This is a genomic window from Micromonospora sp. KC213, from assembly GCF_004348325.1.
Taxonomy (GTDB): Bacteria; Actinomycetota; Actinomycetes; order Mycobacteriales; family Micromonosporaceae; genus Micromonospora.
Window position 1 is genome coordinate 28,683 of the sequence record NZ_SMKF01000015.1, and the last position, 14,817, is coordinate 43,499.

The window sequence follows — 14,817 nt, forward strand, 5'->3', positions numbered from 1 at the left end:
CGACATCCGGACGCCGCCCTGGGGAGAGGCTGCCCGAGCGCTCTGGAGCCGCGCCGCGAAGCGCGCTCGAGGCTGGCTTGTGCCGTCGTCCGGTCGCCCGTGACCGCCTGCCGCCACACGCGGCGCGCCGGGCCTTCCGGGGGCGCGCCGCAGCGTGCGGGAGCGCCGCCGCAGCCACGAAAAGACGGCCGGGCGCACCGCGCCCGGCCGTCGTGAACGCGCGTCAGCTCGCGCGTAGAAGCTGGTGGTGGATCTGCTGGATCTCCGGCGAGGGGGGCAACCCGAGTTCCTCATCGAGCGTGGCCCGCAGCCGGTGGTACGCCATCAGCGCGTCACCCCGGCGGCCGCTGCGGTCGAGCACCCGAATCAACTGCCCGTGCAACCACTCGTCGAGCGGGTGCAGCGCCACCAGCGACCGCAACTCCCCGATCAGTTCACGATGTAAGCCCATCTCCATCTCCGCCTGGATCCGCAGTTGGAGCACGGCGAGCTGCTGCTCCTGAAGGTTGGCGATGCTCGCGGAGAGCAGGCCGCCGGTCGGTACGTTCGCCAGCGGGCTGCCCGCCCACAACTCCAGCGCGGCGCGCAGGTGCCGGGCGGCCTCCGCGTACCGGCGCTCCCGCAGGTGGGCGCGGCCACTGTCGGCCAGCCGCAGGAACCGCTGGAGGTCTACCTGCTCCGGACGTACCCGCAGGATGTAGCCCGGCGCCCGGGTGAGCACGAACTCCTCGCCGTCTTCGGCAAACCCTTCCCTTTCCAGAAAACGACGCAGTTGGTAGATGTACGTCTGAATGGTGGTCAGCGCGCTGCGAGGTGGCCGGTCGCCCCACAGCTCCTCGATGAGCGAGTCGATGTGGACGATCCGGTTTGCCCGCAGGACAAGCATCGCCAGGACCTGGAGAACCTTCGGCGCGCTGGGAGTACAGGATCGCCCGCGGTGCATAATCTCAAGTGGCCCGAGGACACGAAACTCGAGTGCGTCTCCGGCACCCAAGGCAAACAACCTGCCCATGTCATCGCTACCGCTGGGCCGGAAGTCGCGGTCAGGCACGCCGGCGGTCTCGCTGACGAAGTCACGCATTTTCAAATCCCCGCTCAGTCTGAAAAGCGTTCGCTGATTTCAACACTGCCCGGACAGACATCGCAACAACACTTAACATATCCGCACGCGTAGCGACCGCCCAACGGTAACAGTAGGAACGCAGAGCGGCAAACTTATCGATCCGCTTTCACGCTGGGTAGTTCCGGCTGATCATGAGCCGACAGCATGCGGCACTCTCGCCCGATTTGCGCAGGATACGGTTTCATCCGCGTTGCAAGAAAAACGCATCGCACTACGGAGCGTGGAACTTCCAGCTACACCACGACCCTGACATCCGTCAGGGGCAACTGGCGCGCGGGGCGGACGCTGCTGAAGATCGAATCAGCCGGGATGGCACTCGACCTCCCCAAAGAGCACCAGGGGCCGGCTGGGCGGAGTAGCGTCGGCTGGCCGGGCGACCGCTAGGCGTCGCCGGCGCACCACGACGGAAGCCGGGAGACCTCCACCGACCCGTCCAGCCGCGGCGGCAGCAGGGAAAGGTGCTCGGGGCGCACGAGGCCGTGCCGGAGAGCGACCGAGACCAGCGCCTCGCGCTTCCAGCGCACTCTATTCGGCGACACGTTGGCGCCGAGATAGTTGTGCAGCTTCTCCCCCGCCAGGTAGTCGATGTGATAGTTGATCGCATTCCGCGACACGCTGCCCCAGCCAACCAGCGGGCGCAGCCTTTCCATGACCTCCGGCACGCTCGGCACCCCGGCGTGCCATCCGCTGAGCAGCCGCGGCTCGCACAACGCCACGAGCACCAGGAAATACTTTCGTCGGATGTCGAGCCCGCCGCAGCGAAAGCGAACCGGGGGCATCATCCGCGTAGGATCGACGCGGGACGCGCCGAACACCAGCACCGTAATCGACTGGGGCCCGCAATTGCCGGGCAGCACCAGACTCGATCGCTCGAACGGAATGGGTGCGCAGTCCCGCCCCGGGTGCACCCTGACGTACTCTCCCCCGTCATCGAGATTTTCCACCAGGTACGAATACTCGGCACTAAAATTGGTAACCGACCAGTGGTTAGCGGCCGCGGTTATCCGTCCGGCGACCGGGACCAACTGGACGTCAGGACCGGCGAGCGCAATCGCCCGGGACTGCCGACGGAACCCGAACTCGACACCGTGGCCGGGCCTCAGCCGCACGGTATGGCGCGGACGCGACTCCCGCCGCGGCTGGCTCGACCCGTCGAGCTGAACAACGACGTACGGCGCGGCCAACCCTGCCTCGTAGGTCAGGACGGCCGGCGGAACCGCGCCCGGCCTCACTCGTGAGACTCCCTGCCGCGTCATCCCTCGGTCCCCTCTCGCGAGCCGAATGTTCCAGCACAGACAGATCGACGAGATTGAACGTTAGCCGGTTCGGCCGGCCGGATGACGACCTTGCTCCCCTATCCAGCGCCCCCGACGGGCGCGTCGGCCTCAGCCGGCGGGGAGCCGAACCGCGCCGCGGTGAACCTCTCCAATCGGGCTCTCCGGTCGGCGACCAGTTCATCGCCGCGCAGCGGGGTAAGCTCGGCCAGGCACCCGCACAGGGCAGCGCGCAGCCGCCGCACCGCAGCTAGATGATCGGCCCCGCACCCCCCCTCAGGTTCCGGAATCACCCCGTCGACCACACCGAGCGCCAAGAGATCCCGAGCGGTCAGCCGCAGCGCCGCCGCCGCGAGAGGTGCCGCCGCCGCATCCTTCCACAGGATCGCCGCACACCCCTCGGGGCTTATCACGGAGTAGATGGCGCGCTCCAGCACCAGAACCCGATTCGCCACGCCGAGCGCCAGCGCGCCACCGCTGCCGCCCTCACCGATGACGACAGCCACCGAGGGCACGCGGAGAGCCGCCATGAGGCGCAGGTTTTCCGCGATGGTGTACGCCTGGCCCTGCTCCTCGGCGGCGGGTCCCGGATCGGCCCCCGGAGTGTCGATCAACGTCACGATCGGTATACCGAGCTTCTCGGCAAGGCGCATCAGCCGAGCCGCCTTACGGTTACCCGCGGGTGTCGGCATGCCGAAGTTGCGGTCCAGCAACTCTGCGGGCGTGTGTCCCTTCTGGTGCCCGATCAGCATGACCGGTCGCCCGGCCAGCCATGCCGGGCCGCCGATCACCGCGCGGCAATCGCCGGTGGCACGGTCGCCGCGCAGTTCCTGGAAGTCGTCGAACACGAGCGTGGCGTACTCGAGGGCGGTCGGCCGGGCCAGGTCCCGTGCCGCTCGGGTCTGTGCCCACGCGTCGGCCGGCGGCAGCCGGTCGGGCTCGCGGACGATGCCGTCCGCGAGCGGGGCGCCCTCCGGCCCGGCCCGCCCGGCGCCCAGCCGCAGGAGCCTGGCGAGTTCCTGACGGAGTTGCGGGCGCTGGACAATCTTGTCGACGAAGCCGCGTTCGGCCAGAAACTCGGCGGTCTGGAACTCGGCGGGCAGCTGCCTGCGGATGGTCTGCTCGATGACGCGCCGGCCGGCGAAGCCGAGCCGAGCGCCGGGCTCGGTGACAATCACGTCCGCGAGCGTGGCGAACGACGCCGCGACACCGCCGTATGTGGGGTCGGTGACGACCGAGATGGTCAGCACCCCGGCGGCATCGAGGCGGGCGAGGGCCGCGCTGGTCCGGGCCATCTGCATCAGCGACAGGGCGCCTTCCTGCATCCGAGCCCCGCCCGAGGCGGTGACCAGAACCAGGGGGACGCGGCGGGCCAGCGCCGTCTCCGCGGCGAGCACGATGCGGTCGCCCGCGACGACACCCAGGCTGCCGGCGAGAAAACCGAAGTCCATCACCGCGACGACCGCGGGTTCGCCGGCGACCTGGCCGACCGCGCAGAGGACCGCCTCGTCGAGGTCGGTACGGGCACGCGCCTCGGCGAGCCGCTGCGGATAGGGCCGGGAGTCGACGAACCGCAGCGGGTCCGCCTCCTGGGCCGGCTGGACGAGCAGCTCGTACCCAGGGTCGAGCAACTGCGCCAGGCGGTGCGGCGCGCTGACCGTGTCGTGGCGACCGCACTCCGGGCAGACACTGAGGTTGGCGAGCCAGCGCTTGCCGTAGAGCGGAGTGGTGCAGCCGGGGCACAACACCCACTCGGCAGTCGCGGGCGAGTCCTGGAGCGTCCGTGTCATCGGGCCTCCTCACACCATAGGTCGGCGCCCCGCACCAGCACGGCGGGTCCGAGGCGCGCCACAACTCATCCAGGGCGTCGTCAGGGCTCGATCTCGATCGTCCCCATCATCGCTTCGACCGAATGCGGCAACTGGTGACAGTGATACACGTACCGGCCCGCGTAACCGGTCCAGGTCACCGCGATGCGCACGGTGGAGCCGGGCGGGACGAACACCGTGTCCTTCAGGCCCGCCTCGCCCGGGGCTGGTGGGACTCCGTCTCGGTCGAGCACCCGGAACTGCGCGACATGGGGGTGGAAGTTGTGGGACACGTGGAAGTTGGGCGGTGGGACGGCGCCCTCCGCGTTCGTGATCCGCCAGATCTCGGTGGTGCCCAGGCGCGTGCGCACATCCACCCGGTTCGGGTCGAAGGTCTGCCCGTTGATCAGATGCACGCCCCTCGTGGCGTCGAAGGAGAGCACGAAGTTCCGCTCCACCGTGGCGGTCGGCGGCGGCGGGATCTCCGACAGCTTCTTCGGAACCACGCTGTGGTCCTCGACCGGAGCGCCGACGTCGAACCGCAGCACGTCCGGGTTCTCGCTGGACAGTGCGTCGGAGTTCTGCAGGAAGACGCTGCTGCCCGGCCCGTAACGGGAGAAGTCCACCACGATCTCGACCCGCTCGCCGGCGGAGATCTTGACTGCCGTGCTGGGCACCGGCGCGGTGAGCAGGCCGCCGTCGGAGGCGATCTGCCAGAACTCCGCGCCGTCGGAGAGTCGCAGCGTCAGGTACCGGTCGATGGACTGGTTGAACAGGCGCAACCGGTACTTGCGTCCGGCCACCGGGAAGTAGGGCCGTTCCTTGCCGTTGACCAGCATCTGCGGTCGCGCCGCGGCGCGCGTGTAGACCAGCGTCCCGTCCGCTTCCACCCGGGCGTCCCGGATCTGGAGCGGCACGTCGTACGGGCCACTGGGCAGTCCCAGCGCCAACTCCTGCAGATCACTGACGAGATACGCCCCGCTCAAGCCGTAGTAGACGTTCTGGGCCTCGAGGTGGTGGGCGTGGTCGTGGTACCACAACGAGGCGGCGCGGTCCACGTTCGGGTACGTGTACGTCCGTCGTCCACCGGGCGGGATCACGTCCATGGGATGCCCGTCCTCGGTGGCCGGAACGTGCGCGCCGTGCAGGTGCACCGCCACCTCGTGGCCCAGTTGGTTGATCTGCGTGACGACGGTGGTACGGCCGCGCACGGCCCGGATCGTCGGACCGGGAAGGTGGCCATCGTACGTCCGTACCGTGCTCAGCAGCCCGGGCACGAGCTCGAGCTGAGCCTCGCGGATGCGCACTTCGTAATGGTCCGCGGTCCGGGTGCTCCGCACCGGGCGCAGAACCGGTGGGATCGGCATCGCCGAGGTGAACGGCGGGGTGCTGACCACCTCCGAACCGCCGCGTGCGGCGTTCGCCAGGCGGTCGACCGGCAGGAGCACCGCCATCCCGGCCAGCCCAGCCAGGGTCAGCGTCTCTCTTCTGGTCAGCATGTTGTCTCCTCGCTAGACGAGAGCCTCGCGGGCGGCGCGGTTCTGTCGACGGCGCTGCGGCGGACCATCACCAGGGCCGCCACGCCCGCCGCGAGACCCAGCACGAAGCAGTCGCGAAACGCCGCGAACGCGTGCGCGGCCACGACCGGCGCCAGCGTCGTGGACGCCTCGCCAGTGGTGAGTGTGGCCAGCCAGGTGAGGAACGCCGCGACGGCCGCACCGACCGTCGCCGCCACCACGGCGAAGACGAGCGGCACGCGGAGGCCGGCGTCGCCGCGCGGCACGAATCGGCGAATCTCGGCTGACAGGAGTGCGAACAACGGAATGATCAGGAACGCCGCGACCGTAACCAGCGCCGGAAAGTCCTCGATCCAGCTACCCTGCACCGCCGCATGAGCGATGTGCGCGGTCGCGGTGGCGTCCGCGGGCATGTGTATCGCCCGCGCGAGGGCCAGGGGCAGGGTCACGGTCAGGAAGAGCGCGGGACCGAGCACCACCCAGCGGTGCGGGGACGCCTCGCCGGCGGTTGGCGAGCCACCCACTTCCTCGATCATCGAACGCTCTCCCCCGCAACTTCGCGCCAGCCTCTCTGCGGGCCCATCCTGTGGCGCACGAATCGACGGCAGATGGTGGAGCACCTGAGGCTCGCTCAAGGCGATGCGCACGCCTCCACCGTGGCTCGAGCGCGTCCAGAAGGTGACGGACGATCCTGCCCCGGGTACGCCCGCGCCGCCTCGGCGCCGGGCGTACCCGGCGGACGTCGCCCGGACATTCCTGGCAGGAAGGAGAGAGCGGTGCGGTTGAAGGGAAAGGTGGCCCTCGTCACCGGCGGCACCCGTGGCCTCGGGCGCAGCATCGCCGAGGCGTACGCGGCGGAGGGCGCGAGCGTGATGGTGGCGGGCCGCGGAGGAGACGGCCACCCCAGCCCGGTGGACGGCGTCGCGGACCAGGTCGCGTTCCACGCGGCGGACGTGCGGGACGCCGCCTCCGTCGACGCCCTGATGGCGGCTACGGTGGCCCGCTTCGGCGGCCTGGACATCGTCGTGGCGAACGCCGGCGTCAGCATCCCGGGGCCGGTCAGCGCACTGACCCCCGAACAGTGGACTGACGTGGTCACCACCAACCTCACCGGAGTCTTCCACTGCGTACGCAGCGCCGTGCCGTACCTCGAGCATGGCGACGGCGGTCGGGTGATCACCATGTCGTCGGTCCTGGGCAGCCGGGCGGTGGCGGGCGCGGCGGCGTACTGCGCCACGAAGGCGGCGGTGGAGGCGTTCACCCGCAGCGTGGCGCTCGAGCTGGCACCGCGCGGCATCACCGTCAACTGCCTGGCTCCGGGCTTCATCGACGAGGGCATGGGCCGGGCCCTGCGGCAGAACGAGGCCGTCTGGGAGCGATACCGCGGCAAGCTCGCGCTGGGCCGGATGGGCAGCGCCGACGAGGTCGCCCGGGCAGCCGTCTTCCTGGCCGCCGAGGACAGCTCCTACGTCAACGGCCACGTGCTGGAGGTCAACGGCGGACTCGCCTGGTGACAACCGGCAGGGGACCTGAGGCGAGCGGAACGCTCGGTTCCGCGCTAAGGTGGACGCATGTCCTCCTCAGCCAAGAAGGGTCCCGTCCGGCGGGCCGACGCCAGTCGCAACGACGCACGGATCCTCGCCGCGGCGCGCGACGTGTTCACCGAGATGGGCTCCGACGCGCCCGTCTCGGTCATCGCCGAGCGGGCCGGCGTGGGGATGGGCACGCTCTACCGGCGCTACCCCAGCAAAGAAGACCTCATGCGGCAGCTGTCCCTCGCCAACATGGAGGAGACCCGGCGGGGCGCCGAGACGGCCCTCGAGGTGGACGACGCCTGGGCCGCGCTCGTCGGCTTCATCGACGCCTGCGTCGAGGCCGGCGTGGACGGCTCACCCCGGTTGGCCGGACCGTTCGAGCTGACCGACGAGCTCCTGGAGACGAGCAGGCGGGCACGGGACGCGGTCCAGCAACTGGTCGAGCGGGCCCAGGGCGCCGGCGTGCTACGCCCGGACGTGAACGCCCACGACATCGTGCTGCTCCTGCACACCCTGCGCGAGCTGCGAGTTGAGCACCGCAACCGTGATCCGGCGCTGCGGCGACGGTTCCTCGGGATCATGCTCGACGGCCTCCGCGCGGCCAGCGCGACCCCCCTGCCAGCACCGGCTGCGACCTGGTCCGACGTCGAAAAGGCGTGGCAGGCGGTGGCGACGCAGTAAGACGACGTCGTCGCCTGAACGCGGCGGCGTTACCCCGGTAGATCCGACCACACAGGAGATCTTCATGTCCCAAGGGCCACTCCGCATCGCCGTGATCGTCGCCAGCACCCGCGAGGGGCGCTTCGCCGAGACGGTCTCCCGCTGGCTCGTGAACCACGCGGAGCAGTACGACATCGAGCTCGACGTGATCGACCTGGCGCACACTCCGCTGCCACCGGTGCTGCGTGCCACGCCCACCCCGGAGGTGTCCGCTCTCGCCGCCCGGATCGGGGCGGCCGACGGCTTCATCGTCGTCACCTGCGAGTACAACCACGGCTACCCCGCCTCGTTGAAGCTGGCGATCGACTCGGTCTTCGACGAGTGGCACGCCAAGCCGGTGGCGTTCGTGTCGTACGGCGGGATGGCCGGCGGCCTGCGCGCGGTGGAGCAGCTTCGGCAGGTCTTCGCCGAGCTGCACATGGTGACGGTGCGCGAGACGGTCAGCTTCCACATGGCACCGATGCAGTTCGACGAGCAGGGAGCGCCCAAGCAGGCGGAGGCCGTGAACACGGCGGCCAAGGCCCTGCTCGACCAGTTGCTCTGGTGGGCCGGGGTGCTGCGCGAGGCACGTGGGCGAGTCCCGTACCCCGCCTGAACCGTCCCTCGCCACGTCCCGAACGGCGCCGGTGGACCCGTCCACCGGCGCCGTTCGTCGTTACCGATCGCTTCCGGAGCCGCTCGAGCACGGTTCGAGACCCGGCTGCCATGGTGATGTCGCCCGGCGTCGCACCGACACCGGTCGAACACGAGGAGGAGCCGAGCGGTGAGCCATCCCCCGACAGCCGGCGCGCACGTGGCCGATCTGCACGAGCGGATCCGCCAGTTCTACGCCGTTCAGATGCGCCTGCTGGACAGCGGCGCGGCCGAGGAGTGGGCCGCCACCTTCACACCGGACGGCGTCTTCGAACAGAACGTGGACCCTGAGCCGCTACGGGGCCGCCCGGCCATCGCGGTGGCGGCCCGGCGACGGGTGGACAACCTGCGCGCCGACGGCCTGACCCGGCGGCACTGGCTCGGCATGGTGCACGTGGATCCGGTGTCGGACGGCAGCGTCCGGGCGCGGTACTACGCCATCGCCTACGCCGTGGCGTCGGCCAGCGGCGACCACCGCAGCAGCCCGGAGATCTACGCGAGCACCGTGGCGGACGACGTGCTGGTGCACGACCACGACGGTTGGCTGGTCGCCCATCGTCGCGTCGTCCACGACGGCCGGTCCTGACCGCCCACGGGCACCGCGTACCCACTTGACGAGACGAGGCGGATGTGAAATGAAGATCGGGTTGACCTTCTTCCCCACGGTGGGCCCGGCGGAGAAGCCGGCGCCGGAGTACTACGACGAGTGTCTGTCCCTCGCGGAACTCGCCGACGAGCTCGGATACCATCACGTCAAGACGGTGGAACACTACTTTTTCACCTACGGCGGCTACAGCCCGGATCCGGTCACGTTCCTGGCGGCCGTCGCGGCGCGCACCACCCGGATCCGGGTCGGCACGAGCGCGGTGATTCCGGCGTTCACCCACCCGGTCAAGCTCGCCGGCAAGCTCGCCATGCTGGACAACCTCTCGCACGGACGGCTCGACGTCGCGTTCGGCCGGGCGTTCCTCCCGGACGAGTTCGAGGCGTTCGGCGTGCCGCTCGACGAGAGCCGGGAGCGGTTCGACGAGGGCGTCGCGGCGTGCAAGCTGCTCTGGACGGAGGAGAACGTGCGGTGGCGTGGCCGGTTCCACGCGTTCGGCCCGGTGACCCTGCTGCCACGCCCCTTCCAGCGCCCACATCCGCCCGTCTACGTCACCAGCGCGCGCAGCCTCGAGTCCTGCGCGGCGGCCGGTCGGGCGGGGCACCGGCTGCAGCTCGTGCCGGGCATCCTGACGGTGGAGCAGATGCAGGAGTCACTGCGGGTGTACCGACAAGCCTGGTCGGCGGCGGGTCACGATCCCGCCGGGGCCGGCGTCCACCTCGGCTATCCGTGCTACGTGGCGGAGGAGGCCGAAGAGGCGTACCGGATCGGTCGCCACGACGACGCGTGCAACGGTCGGGCGATCGGCGCGGCGGTGCGGTCGTGGGGTCGGGTCAGTAGCGCCGCCTACCCGAACTACGAGAAGCTGGCCGACGCGACCCAGCGCGCCGGGTTCGACCAGAAGCTGGCGGAGAACAAAATTCTCGCGGGCACACCGGACGACGTGGTGAAGCAGCTGGTGACGGTGGCTGAGTGGTTCGGTGACGACGTCGTGATCAGCCTGAACATCCACTCGGGACATCTGGCCAAGGAAGCCGCGGCCCGCACCCTGAGGCTGGTCGCCGAGCACGTGACGTCGTCCCTTCCCGGTGCCTGAGGCGAGCTGGCAGGTCCACGACAGTGGGTCGGGCGCTGATCGCGCCCGACCCACCGTTGTCGATGCGGGGACCGGCCGTGGCGCCGTCAGCCGGCAAGCGCGGCGAGCGCGCCGACGAGTTCCGCGGGGGCGGGTCGGTCGGCGAGTTCGCCTCGCGCCCATTCGGCCCTGCCGCGCAGCTCATCGTCGTGCAGCAGGGCGTCCAGCAGCGCGCCGTCAACAGAGTCGACATCCGCGGACAGTCCGCATCGGTGCCGGTCCAGCACTCCGGCGTTGACGAACTCATCCGCGCCGTACGGCAGCGCCATCTGCGGCAGCCCGACGGCCATCGCGGTCAACGTGCTCCCCGCGCCGCCGTGGTGCACGATCGCGTCACTCGCCGCGAGCAGGCCGGCCAGCGGGACCCACTCGGCGGTCCGGACGTTGGGCGGAAGTTCGCCGAGGTTCGTCAGGCCGGCGCCCAGCGCCACAAAGTCCGCTTCGACATCGCCGGCGGCCTTCAACACCTTCTCCAGGCCACCGACCCCGACGACCTTCGGCAGAACGGTGCCGAGCGTGACCACGACCCGCGGGCGCCGGCGTTCCGCGGTGACCCAGTCGGGCAGCTCCCCGCCACCGCTGTAGGGCACGAAGCGCATGTTCCAGCCGGTGCCCTCGCCGATCATCATGCTCGGCGGGGCGATCTGGACCGCGGCGAGCTCCGGAAGCTCGAGCGGGACGCCGTGGCGCTCGAACGTCGCGGCCAGGTGCGGCAGGTAACGGGCGGCCAGGTCGCCCTCCCGGACGAAACCGACACCGTGCTCGACGGTGGGCACACCGAGCTTCCTGGCCACCAACAAACCGGCTCCCTGTAGCCGGCCGTGCACGACCAGGTCCGGGCGCATGGCGTCCGCCGCCCGCACGACCCCGTCCGCCATCAGGTCGGTGACCTGGGCGAACCGCTGAAAAATGAGGGCGGTGGTCGCGCCTCCGTTACGTGCCACCGCTTCGCCTCTGCGCCGGTGCTCCGCAGCCCGGTCCACGGCGGCTCCGGTCCGCACGCCGAACACCGCGTCGAAGTCGACGGTCGGCGCGACGTCCACGACAGGCAGACCGGCCCGGGCGGCCGCTTGCACCGCCGAGCCCGAGGTGGCGACGAGCACGTCGTGACCCGCGGCACGCAGCGCCCAGGCGAGTGGGACCATGGGGAAGAGGTGGCTCAGCGCAGGCGGAAGAGTGAACAGTACACGCATGGTGATCCTCCAGTTGGGCGGGCCCGGACAGGTCAGCGCGGGTGCCCGGCGCGTTGCCGGACACCCGCCCGTGGACGAGGTCAGTGCGCGGCCGGTACCCGCTCCGCCTTGACCTGGACAGTGAAGCTGCGCTGCGGCTCGCCGTTGAGGTTGTAGACGGTCGAGGAGCCGTGCGAGGCGAACCGGTCGCCGAAGAGCACCCCGTTCTGGTACCCCCGGACCTCGCCGTCGACGTTACCGCTGGCGTCGTAGTGGGGGTGAACGATGTTGAACGTGAAGCCGTTGCAGCCCACGGCCCGCCAGGTGTCCGTCACCGGCTCGCCGGGGGGCGGCTCGATGGTGCCATCCGGATTGAACACGAACGTGGTCTCGCCGGTGCTGGGCAAGGACGTCTGGACCTTCGCGCGCCAGGTGCCGACCAGGCTGTGCGGGCAGGTGCTCTCGGTCGCCGCCGCTGGGGCCGGTGCGAGGGCCACCGCTGAGCCGAGCACGGCGACGGCCGCCGCCGTGCGCAGGACCTTCCACAGCTTGCGGCGCGGGACAGGCCGGGATTCAGTCGTCATGGGCAATCGCCTTCGTGGGAGGGGGTGCGGGCGATCCGCACGGGACGGCTAGAGCATCGGAACGTCGTCTGGAGGCTCGCTGCGGGACGACTCGAGGAGGGCTCGACGGACCGGTGGTCACTGCTGCGGTCGGCCGCCCGTCACCGGTGTCGGCTGTTCGGCGTCGGCCGGCGGTTCGCGGGTCTGGGCGGGGCCGGGCAGGAAGGCCGCGGGCAACACGGCGAGCAGGCCGAGCCCGACCATCCACCAGAACATGTGCCCGAACGCCGCGTCCGGTGACGCGCCGGGCCGGTCCAACTCGCGCTGTAGCAGCAGAGCCAGCGCGGCCGTGCCGAACGAAGCACCCAACCGCTGCACGACGACCAGCGCGGTGGCCGCGCGGGGCGTCAGATCCGCAGGCAGGAAGCGGTACGCCGTCGCGGTGAGCGGTATCGAGGCGGCGCCGAGCCCGATGCCGCGCACCACCAGCCCTCCGGCCAGCCAGGGATCGCTGACATCGGCGTCGACCCGAGTGAACGGAAGGGTCCCCAGGATCACCAGCCCGAGTCCGGTCAGCACGATGTACCGGGCGCCGAACCGGTCGACCAGGGCGCCGACCACGAACAGGGCGGCCACCATACCCACCCCCTGCGGTGCGAGCATGAGCCCGGCCCGCAGCGCATCCAGACCGCGCGCCTGCTGATGGAACAGCGGGAGAAGAAACATCATCCCGAACAGCGACGCACCCGACAGGAAGATCAGCCCCGCCGCGAGCGCGAACGTCCTACGCCCGAACAGCCGCAGGTCGATGGCCGGGCTGGGATGACCGCGACGGGCGTGGATGAGGAACGCCACGAGCAGGACGGCGCCACCGCCGAGGGAGAGCAGCACCTCGACCGAGCCGAGGACGGCTCGATTCGCGCCGCCTCCCTCGCCTCCGCCACCGACCAGGGACAGCCCGTAGACCAGGGCGGTGATGGCTGGCGACAACAGCAGCAGGCCGAGCATGTCCGGTCGGGCCGCGGGGCGGCGACGCTCGTCCCGGGGCAGGCCGATCCAGGCGAGAGCCAGCGCGATCGCACCGAGCGGGATGTTCACGAAGAAGATCCACGGCCACCCGGGCCCGTCGACCAGGAAGCCGCCGACGGTGGGGCCGAGAACGGGGGCGAGCTGCGTCGGCACGCTGACCATGCTCATGACGCGACCGATCCGCAGCGGCCCCGCGGCGGCTACCAGGATCACCTGAGCGAGCGGCGGGATCAGCCCACCGCCGATGCCTTGCAGCACGCGGAAGGCGATCAGGCTCTCGATGGACCAGGCCAGTCCGCACAGCGCCGAGGCAACGACGAAGACCGTGAGCGCGAACAGCCACATCCGACGGGCGCCGAAGCGCTCGACCGACCATCCGGTGACCGGGACGACCATGGCCAGGGCCAGCAGGTACGCCACGGAGACCCATTGCAGGGTGCCGAGTGGGCTGTCGAAGTCGCGGCCGATCCGGTCCAGCGCCACGGACACGATCGTCGCGTCGAGAGCGGACATGAAGGCGCCCGCAACGATGACGATCCCGAGCCCGACGAGCCGGCGGTCGAGGCGTTCGGTGGTGTGGTCGGTCATGACACCTCCAAAAGTGGAGCGCTCCGCTCACCATACGGCCCTCAGGGTGGCTCTGACAACTGAGCGGAACGCTCCACTTCGTGTTACCGTCGATCGGGCGGCACCGATCGGTCGCCGCCCGGTCGAGCGGGAAAGGAACGCGCGAGTGAGCGGCAAAGTCGTCTTCTACGAGTACGGCGACCCGGATGTGCTGCGACTGGTGTCGGCACCGGAGCGCGACGCGGGACCGGGACAGGTACGGGTGCGGGTCAAGGCCGCCGGCGTGAATCCGGTGGACTGCCGGATCAGGCGGGGCGAGTTCGCCGCGCCGGATGGGACGGATGCCTTCCCCCAAACGCTGGGCAACGAGTTCGCCGGCATCGTCGACCAGGTGGGCCCGGACGTTTCCGGGTTCGCCGTGGGTGACGAGGTGCTCGGCTTCGCCGGTGCCGAGGCGTACGCCGAACACGTCGTGGTGCCGACAGACGCCGTCACCCGCAAGCCGGACGGCGTCGACTGGGAGATGGCGGGCGCGCTGTCCGCCGTGGGACAGACCGCCTGGAACGCACTGCGGGAACTGCGCGTCGCGTCCGGCGAGACCCTGCTGGTCCACGCGGCCGCGGGAGGCGTGGGCACGGTGATCGTGCAGCTGGCCACGCGGCTCGGCGCCACCGTCATCGGCACCGCCAGCGACCGCAATCACGACTACCTGCGTTCGCTCGGCGCCATCCCGGTCACCTACGGCCCGGGTCTGAGCAAACGGGTGCGTGATCTGGCGCCCCGGGGAGTGGACGCGGCACTGGACGCGGTTGGCGGCGACGCGATCACCGTGTCGCTCGACCTGGTCGACGACCACACCCGCATCGGCACCCTGGTGGATCAGTCCGCCGCCGACCGGTTCGGCATCAGGCGCCTGCGCGGCGCGCGGTCGGCCACCATCCTGGCCGAGCTCGTCACGCTGTGTCAGAAGGGCGAGCTGCGCCTGCCGGTGACCCGCGTGTATCCCCTCAAGGACGCGAAGGAGGCGCACCGGGCGATGGAGACCGGGCATGTTCGTGGCAAGATCGCGCTGGTGGTGGAGTAATCCGTGCCCGTGACGAAGGTGTCCCTCGCGTAGCTTCCGCGAGGGACACCTTC

Annotated in this window: 14 protein-coding genes; 6 read left to right on the forward strand and 8 right to left on the reverse strand. The window is 70.5% G+C overall.

The genetic code is table 11. The features are described 5' to 3' along the window. Positions 1-223 precede the first annotated feature (223 nt). The 5 genes from E1166_RS06145 to E1166_RS06165 form a co-directional block, all read right to left on the reverse strand. Positions 224-1,012, reverse strand: a complete 789-nt coding sequence (locus E1166_RS06145; RefSeq protein ID WP_132336613.1) for an AfsR/SARP family transcriptional regulator — start codon at positions 1,010-1,012, stop codon at positions 224-226. A gap of 491 nt (positions 1,013-1,503) precedes the next feature. Beyond that, on the reverse strand, positions 1,504-2,355 hold the full coding sequence (locus E1166_RS06150) for a serine/threonine protein kinase (protein WP_132336563.1): 852 nt from the start codon (positions 2,353-2,355) through the stop codon (positions 1,504-1,506). A gap of 122 nt (positions 2,356-2,477) precedes the next feature. After that, positions 2,478-4,187, reverse strand: a complete 1,710-nt coding sequence (locus tag E1166_RS06155) for an acetyl-CoA carboxylase carboxyltransferase subunit alpha/beta (protein WP_132336565.1) — start codon at positions 4,185-4,187, stop codon at positions 2,478-2,480. Positions 4,188-4,267: 80 nt separating this feature from the next. Continuing rightward, positions 4,268-5,704: a multicopper oxidase family protein gene (locus E1166_RS06160; RefSeq protein WP_132336567.1), complete on the reverse strand. Its 1,437-nt coding sequence runs from the start codon at positions 5,702-5,704 to the stop codon at positions 4,268-4,270. Further along, positions 5,698-6,258 (reverse strand): hypothetical protein, encoded by a 561-nt coding sequence (locus E1166_RS06165; RefSeq protein ID WP_132336569.1) that lies wholly within the window; start codon positions 6,256-6,258, stop codon positions 5,698-5,700. The genes E1166_RS06160 and E1166_RS06165 overlap by 7 nt, the downstream gene beginning before the upstream one ends. A 240-nt stretch (positions 6,259-6,498) precedes the next feature. Between E1166_RS06165 and E1166_RS06170 the strand changes: the two genes are divergently transcribed. The 5 genes from E1166_RS06170 to E1166_RS06190 all read left to right on the forward strand — a co-directional run bounded on the left by E1166_RS06170 (position 6,499) and on the right by E1166_RS06190 (position 10,310). Next, on the forward strand, positions 6,499-7,236 hold the full coding sequence (locus E1166_RS06170; RefSeq protein ID WP_132336571.1) for an SDR family NAD(P)-dependent oxidoreductase: 738 nt from the start codon (positions 6,499-6,501) through the stop codon (positions 7,234-7,236). Positions 7,237-7,293: 57 nt separating this feature from the next. Then, positions 7,294-7,938, forward strand: a complete 645-nt coding sequence (locus E1166_RS06175) for a TetR/AcrR family transcriptional regulator (RefSeq protein ID WP_132262600.1) — start codon at positions 7,294-7,296, stop codon at positions 7,936-7,938. Between the two features lie 64 nt (positions 7,939-8,002). Next, on the forward strand, positions 8,003-8,572 hold the full coding sequence (locus E1166_RS06180; protein WP_132262598.1) for an NAD(P)H-dependent oxidoreductase: 570 nt from the start codon (positions 8,003-8,005) through the stop codon (positions 8,570-8,572). Positions 8,573-8,740: 168 nt separating this feature from the next. Beyond that, positions 8,741-9,196, forward strand: coding sequence for a nuclear transport factor 2 family protein (locus E1166_RS06185; protein WP_243710212.1), 456 nt, complete (start codon positions 8,741-8,743; stop codon positions 9,194-9,196). A gap of 49 nt (positions 9,197-9,245) precedes the next feature. Next, the gene (locus E1166_RS06190; RefSeq protein WP_132336573.1) at positions 9,246-10,310 is read left to right on the forward strand and encodes an LLM class flavin-dependent oxidoreductase; all 1,065 of its coding nucleotides are present in this window, start codon (positions 9,246-9,248) and stop codon (positions 10,308-10,310) included. A gap of 86 nt (positions 10,311-10,396) precedes the next feature. On the opposite strand, the gene E1166_RS06195 is transcribed toward E1166_RS06190, so the two are convergent. From E1166_RS06195 to E1166_RS06205, 3 genes are all read right to left on the reverse strand, one after another. Further along, positions 10,397-11,542 (reverse strand): nucleotide disphospho-sugar-binding domain-containing protein, encoded by a 1,146-nt coding sequence (locus E1166_RS06195; protein ID WP_132336575.1) that lies wholly within the window; start codon positions 11,540-11,542, stop codon positions 10,397-10,399. 80 nt (positions 11,543-11,622) lie between these two features. Then, positions 11,623-12,105: a hypothetical protein gene (locus tag E1166_RS06200; protein WP_132262591.1), complete on the reverse strand. Its 483-nt coding sequence runs from the start codon at positions 12,103-12,105 to the stop codon at positions 11,623-11,625. A 117-nt stretch (positions 12,106-12,222) separates the two neighbouring features. After that, on the reverse strand, positions 12,223-13,701 hold the full coding sequence (locus E1166_RS06205) for an MDR family MFS transporter (RefSeq protein WP_132336577.1): 1,479 nt from the start codon (positions 13,699-13,701) through the stop codon (positions 12,223-12,225). A 145-nt stretch (positions 13,702-13,846) separates the two neighbouring features. Between E1166_RS06205 and E1166_RS06210 the strand changes: the two genes are divergently transcribed. Next, positions 13,847-14,764, forward strand: coding sequence for an NADP-dependent oxidoreductase (locus E1166_RS06210; RefSeq protein ID WP_243710213.1), 918 nt, complete (start codon positions 13,847-13,849; stop codon positions 14,762-14,764). Positions 14,765-14,817: the final 53 nt, after the last annotated feature.

Coding starts and splice junctions, on each gene's coding strand:
- E1166_RS06145 (WP_132336613.1), bottom strand. CDS start 1,012: ATGGGCAGGTTGTTTGCCTTGGGTGCCGGAGACGCACTCGAGTTTCGT.
- E1166_RS06155 (WP_132336565.1), bottom strand. CDS start 4,187: ATGACACGGACGCTCCAGGACTCGCCCGCGACTGCCGAGTGGGTGTTG.
- E1166_RS06160 (WP_132336567.1), bottom strand. CDS start 5,704: ATGCTGACCAGAAGAGAGACGCTGACCCTGGCTGGGCTGGCCGGGATG.
- E1166_RS06165 (WP_132336569.1), bottom strand. CDS start 6,258: ATGATCGAGGAAGTGGGTGGCTCGCCAACCGCCGGCGAGGCGTCCCCG.
- E1166_RS06175 (WP_132262600.1), top strand. CDS start 7,294: ATGTCCTCCTCAGCCAAGAAGGGTCCCGTCCGGCGGGCCGACGCCAGT.
- E1166_RS06180 (WP_132262598.1), top strand. CDS start 8,003: ATGTCCCAAGGGCCACTCCGCATCGCCGTGATCGTCGCCAGCACCCGC.
- E1166_RS06190 (WP_132336573.1), top strand. CDS start 9,246: ATGAAGATCGGGTTGACCTTCTTCCCCACGGTGGGCCCGGCGGAGAAG.
- E1166_RS06195 (WP_132336575.1), bottom strand. CDS start 11,542: ATGCGTGTACTGTTCACTCTTCCGCCTGCGCTGAGCCACCTCTTCCCC.
- E1166_RS06200 (WP_132262591.1), bottom strand. CDS start 12,105: ATGACGACTGAATCCCGGCCTGTCCCGCGCCGCAAGCTGTGGAAGGTC.
- E1166_RS06205 (WP_132336577.1), bottom strand. CDS start 13,701: ATGACCGACCACACCACCGAACGCCTCGACCGCCGGCTCGTCGGGCTC.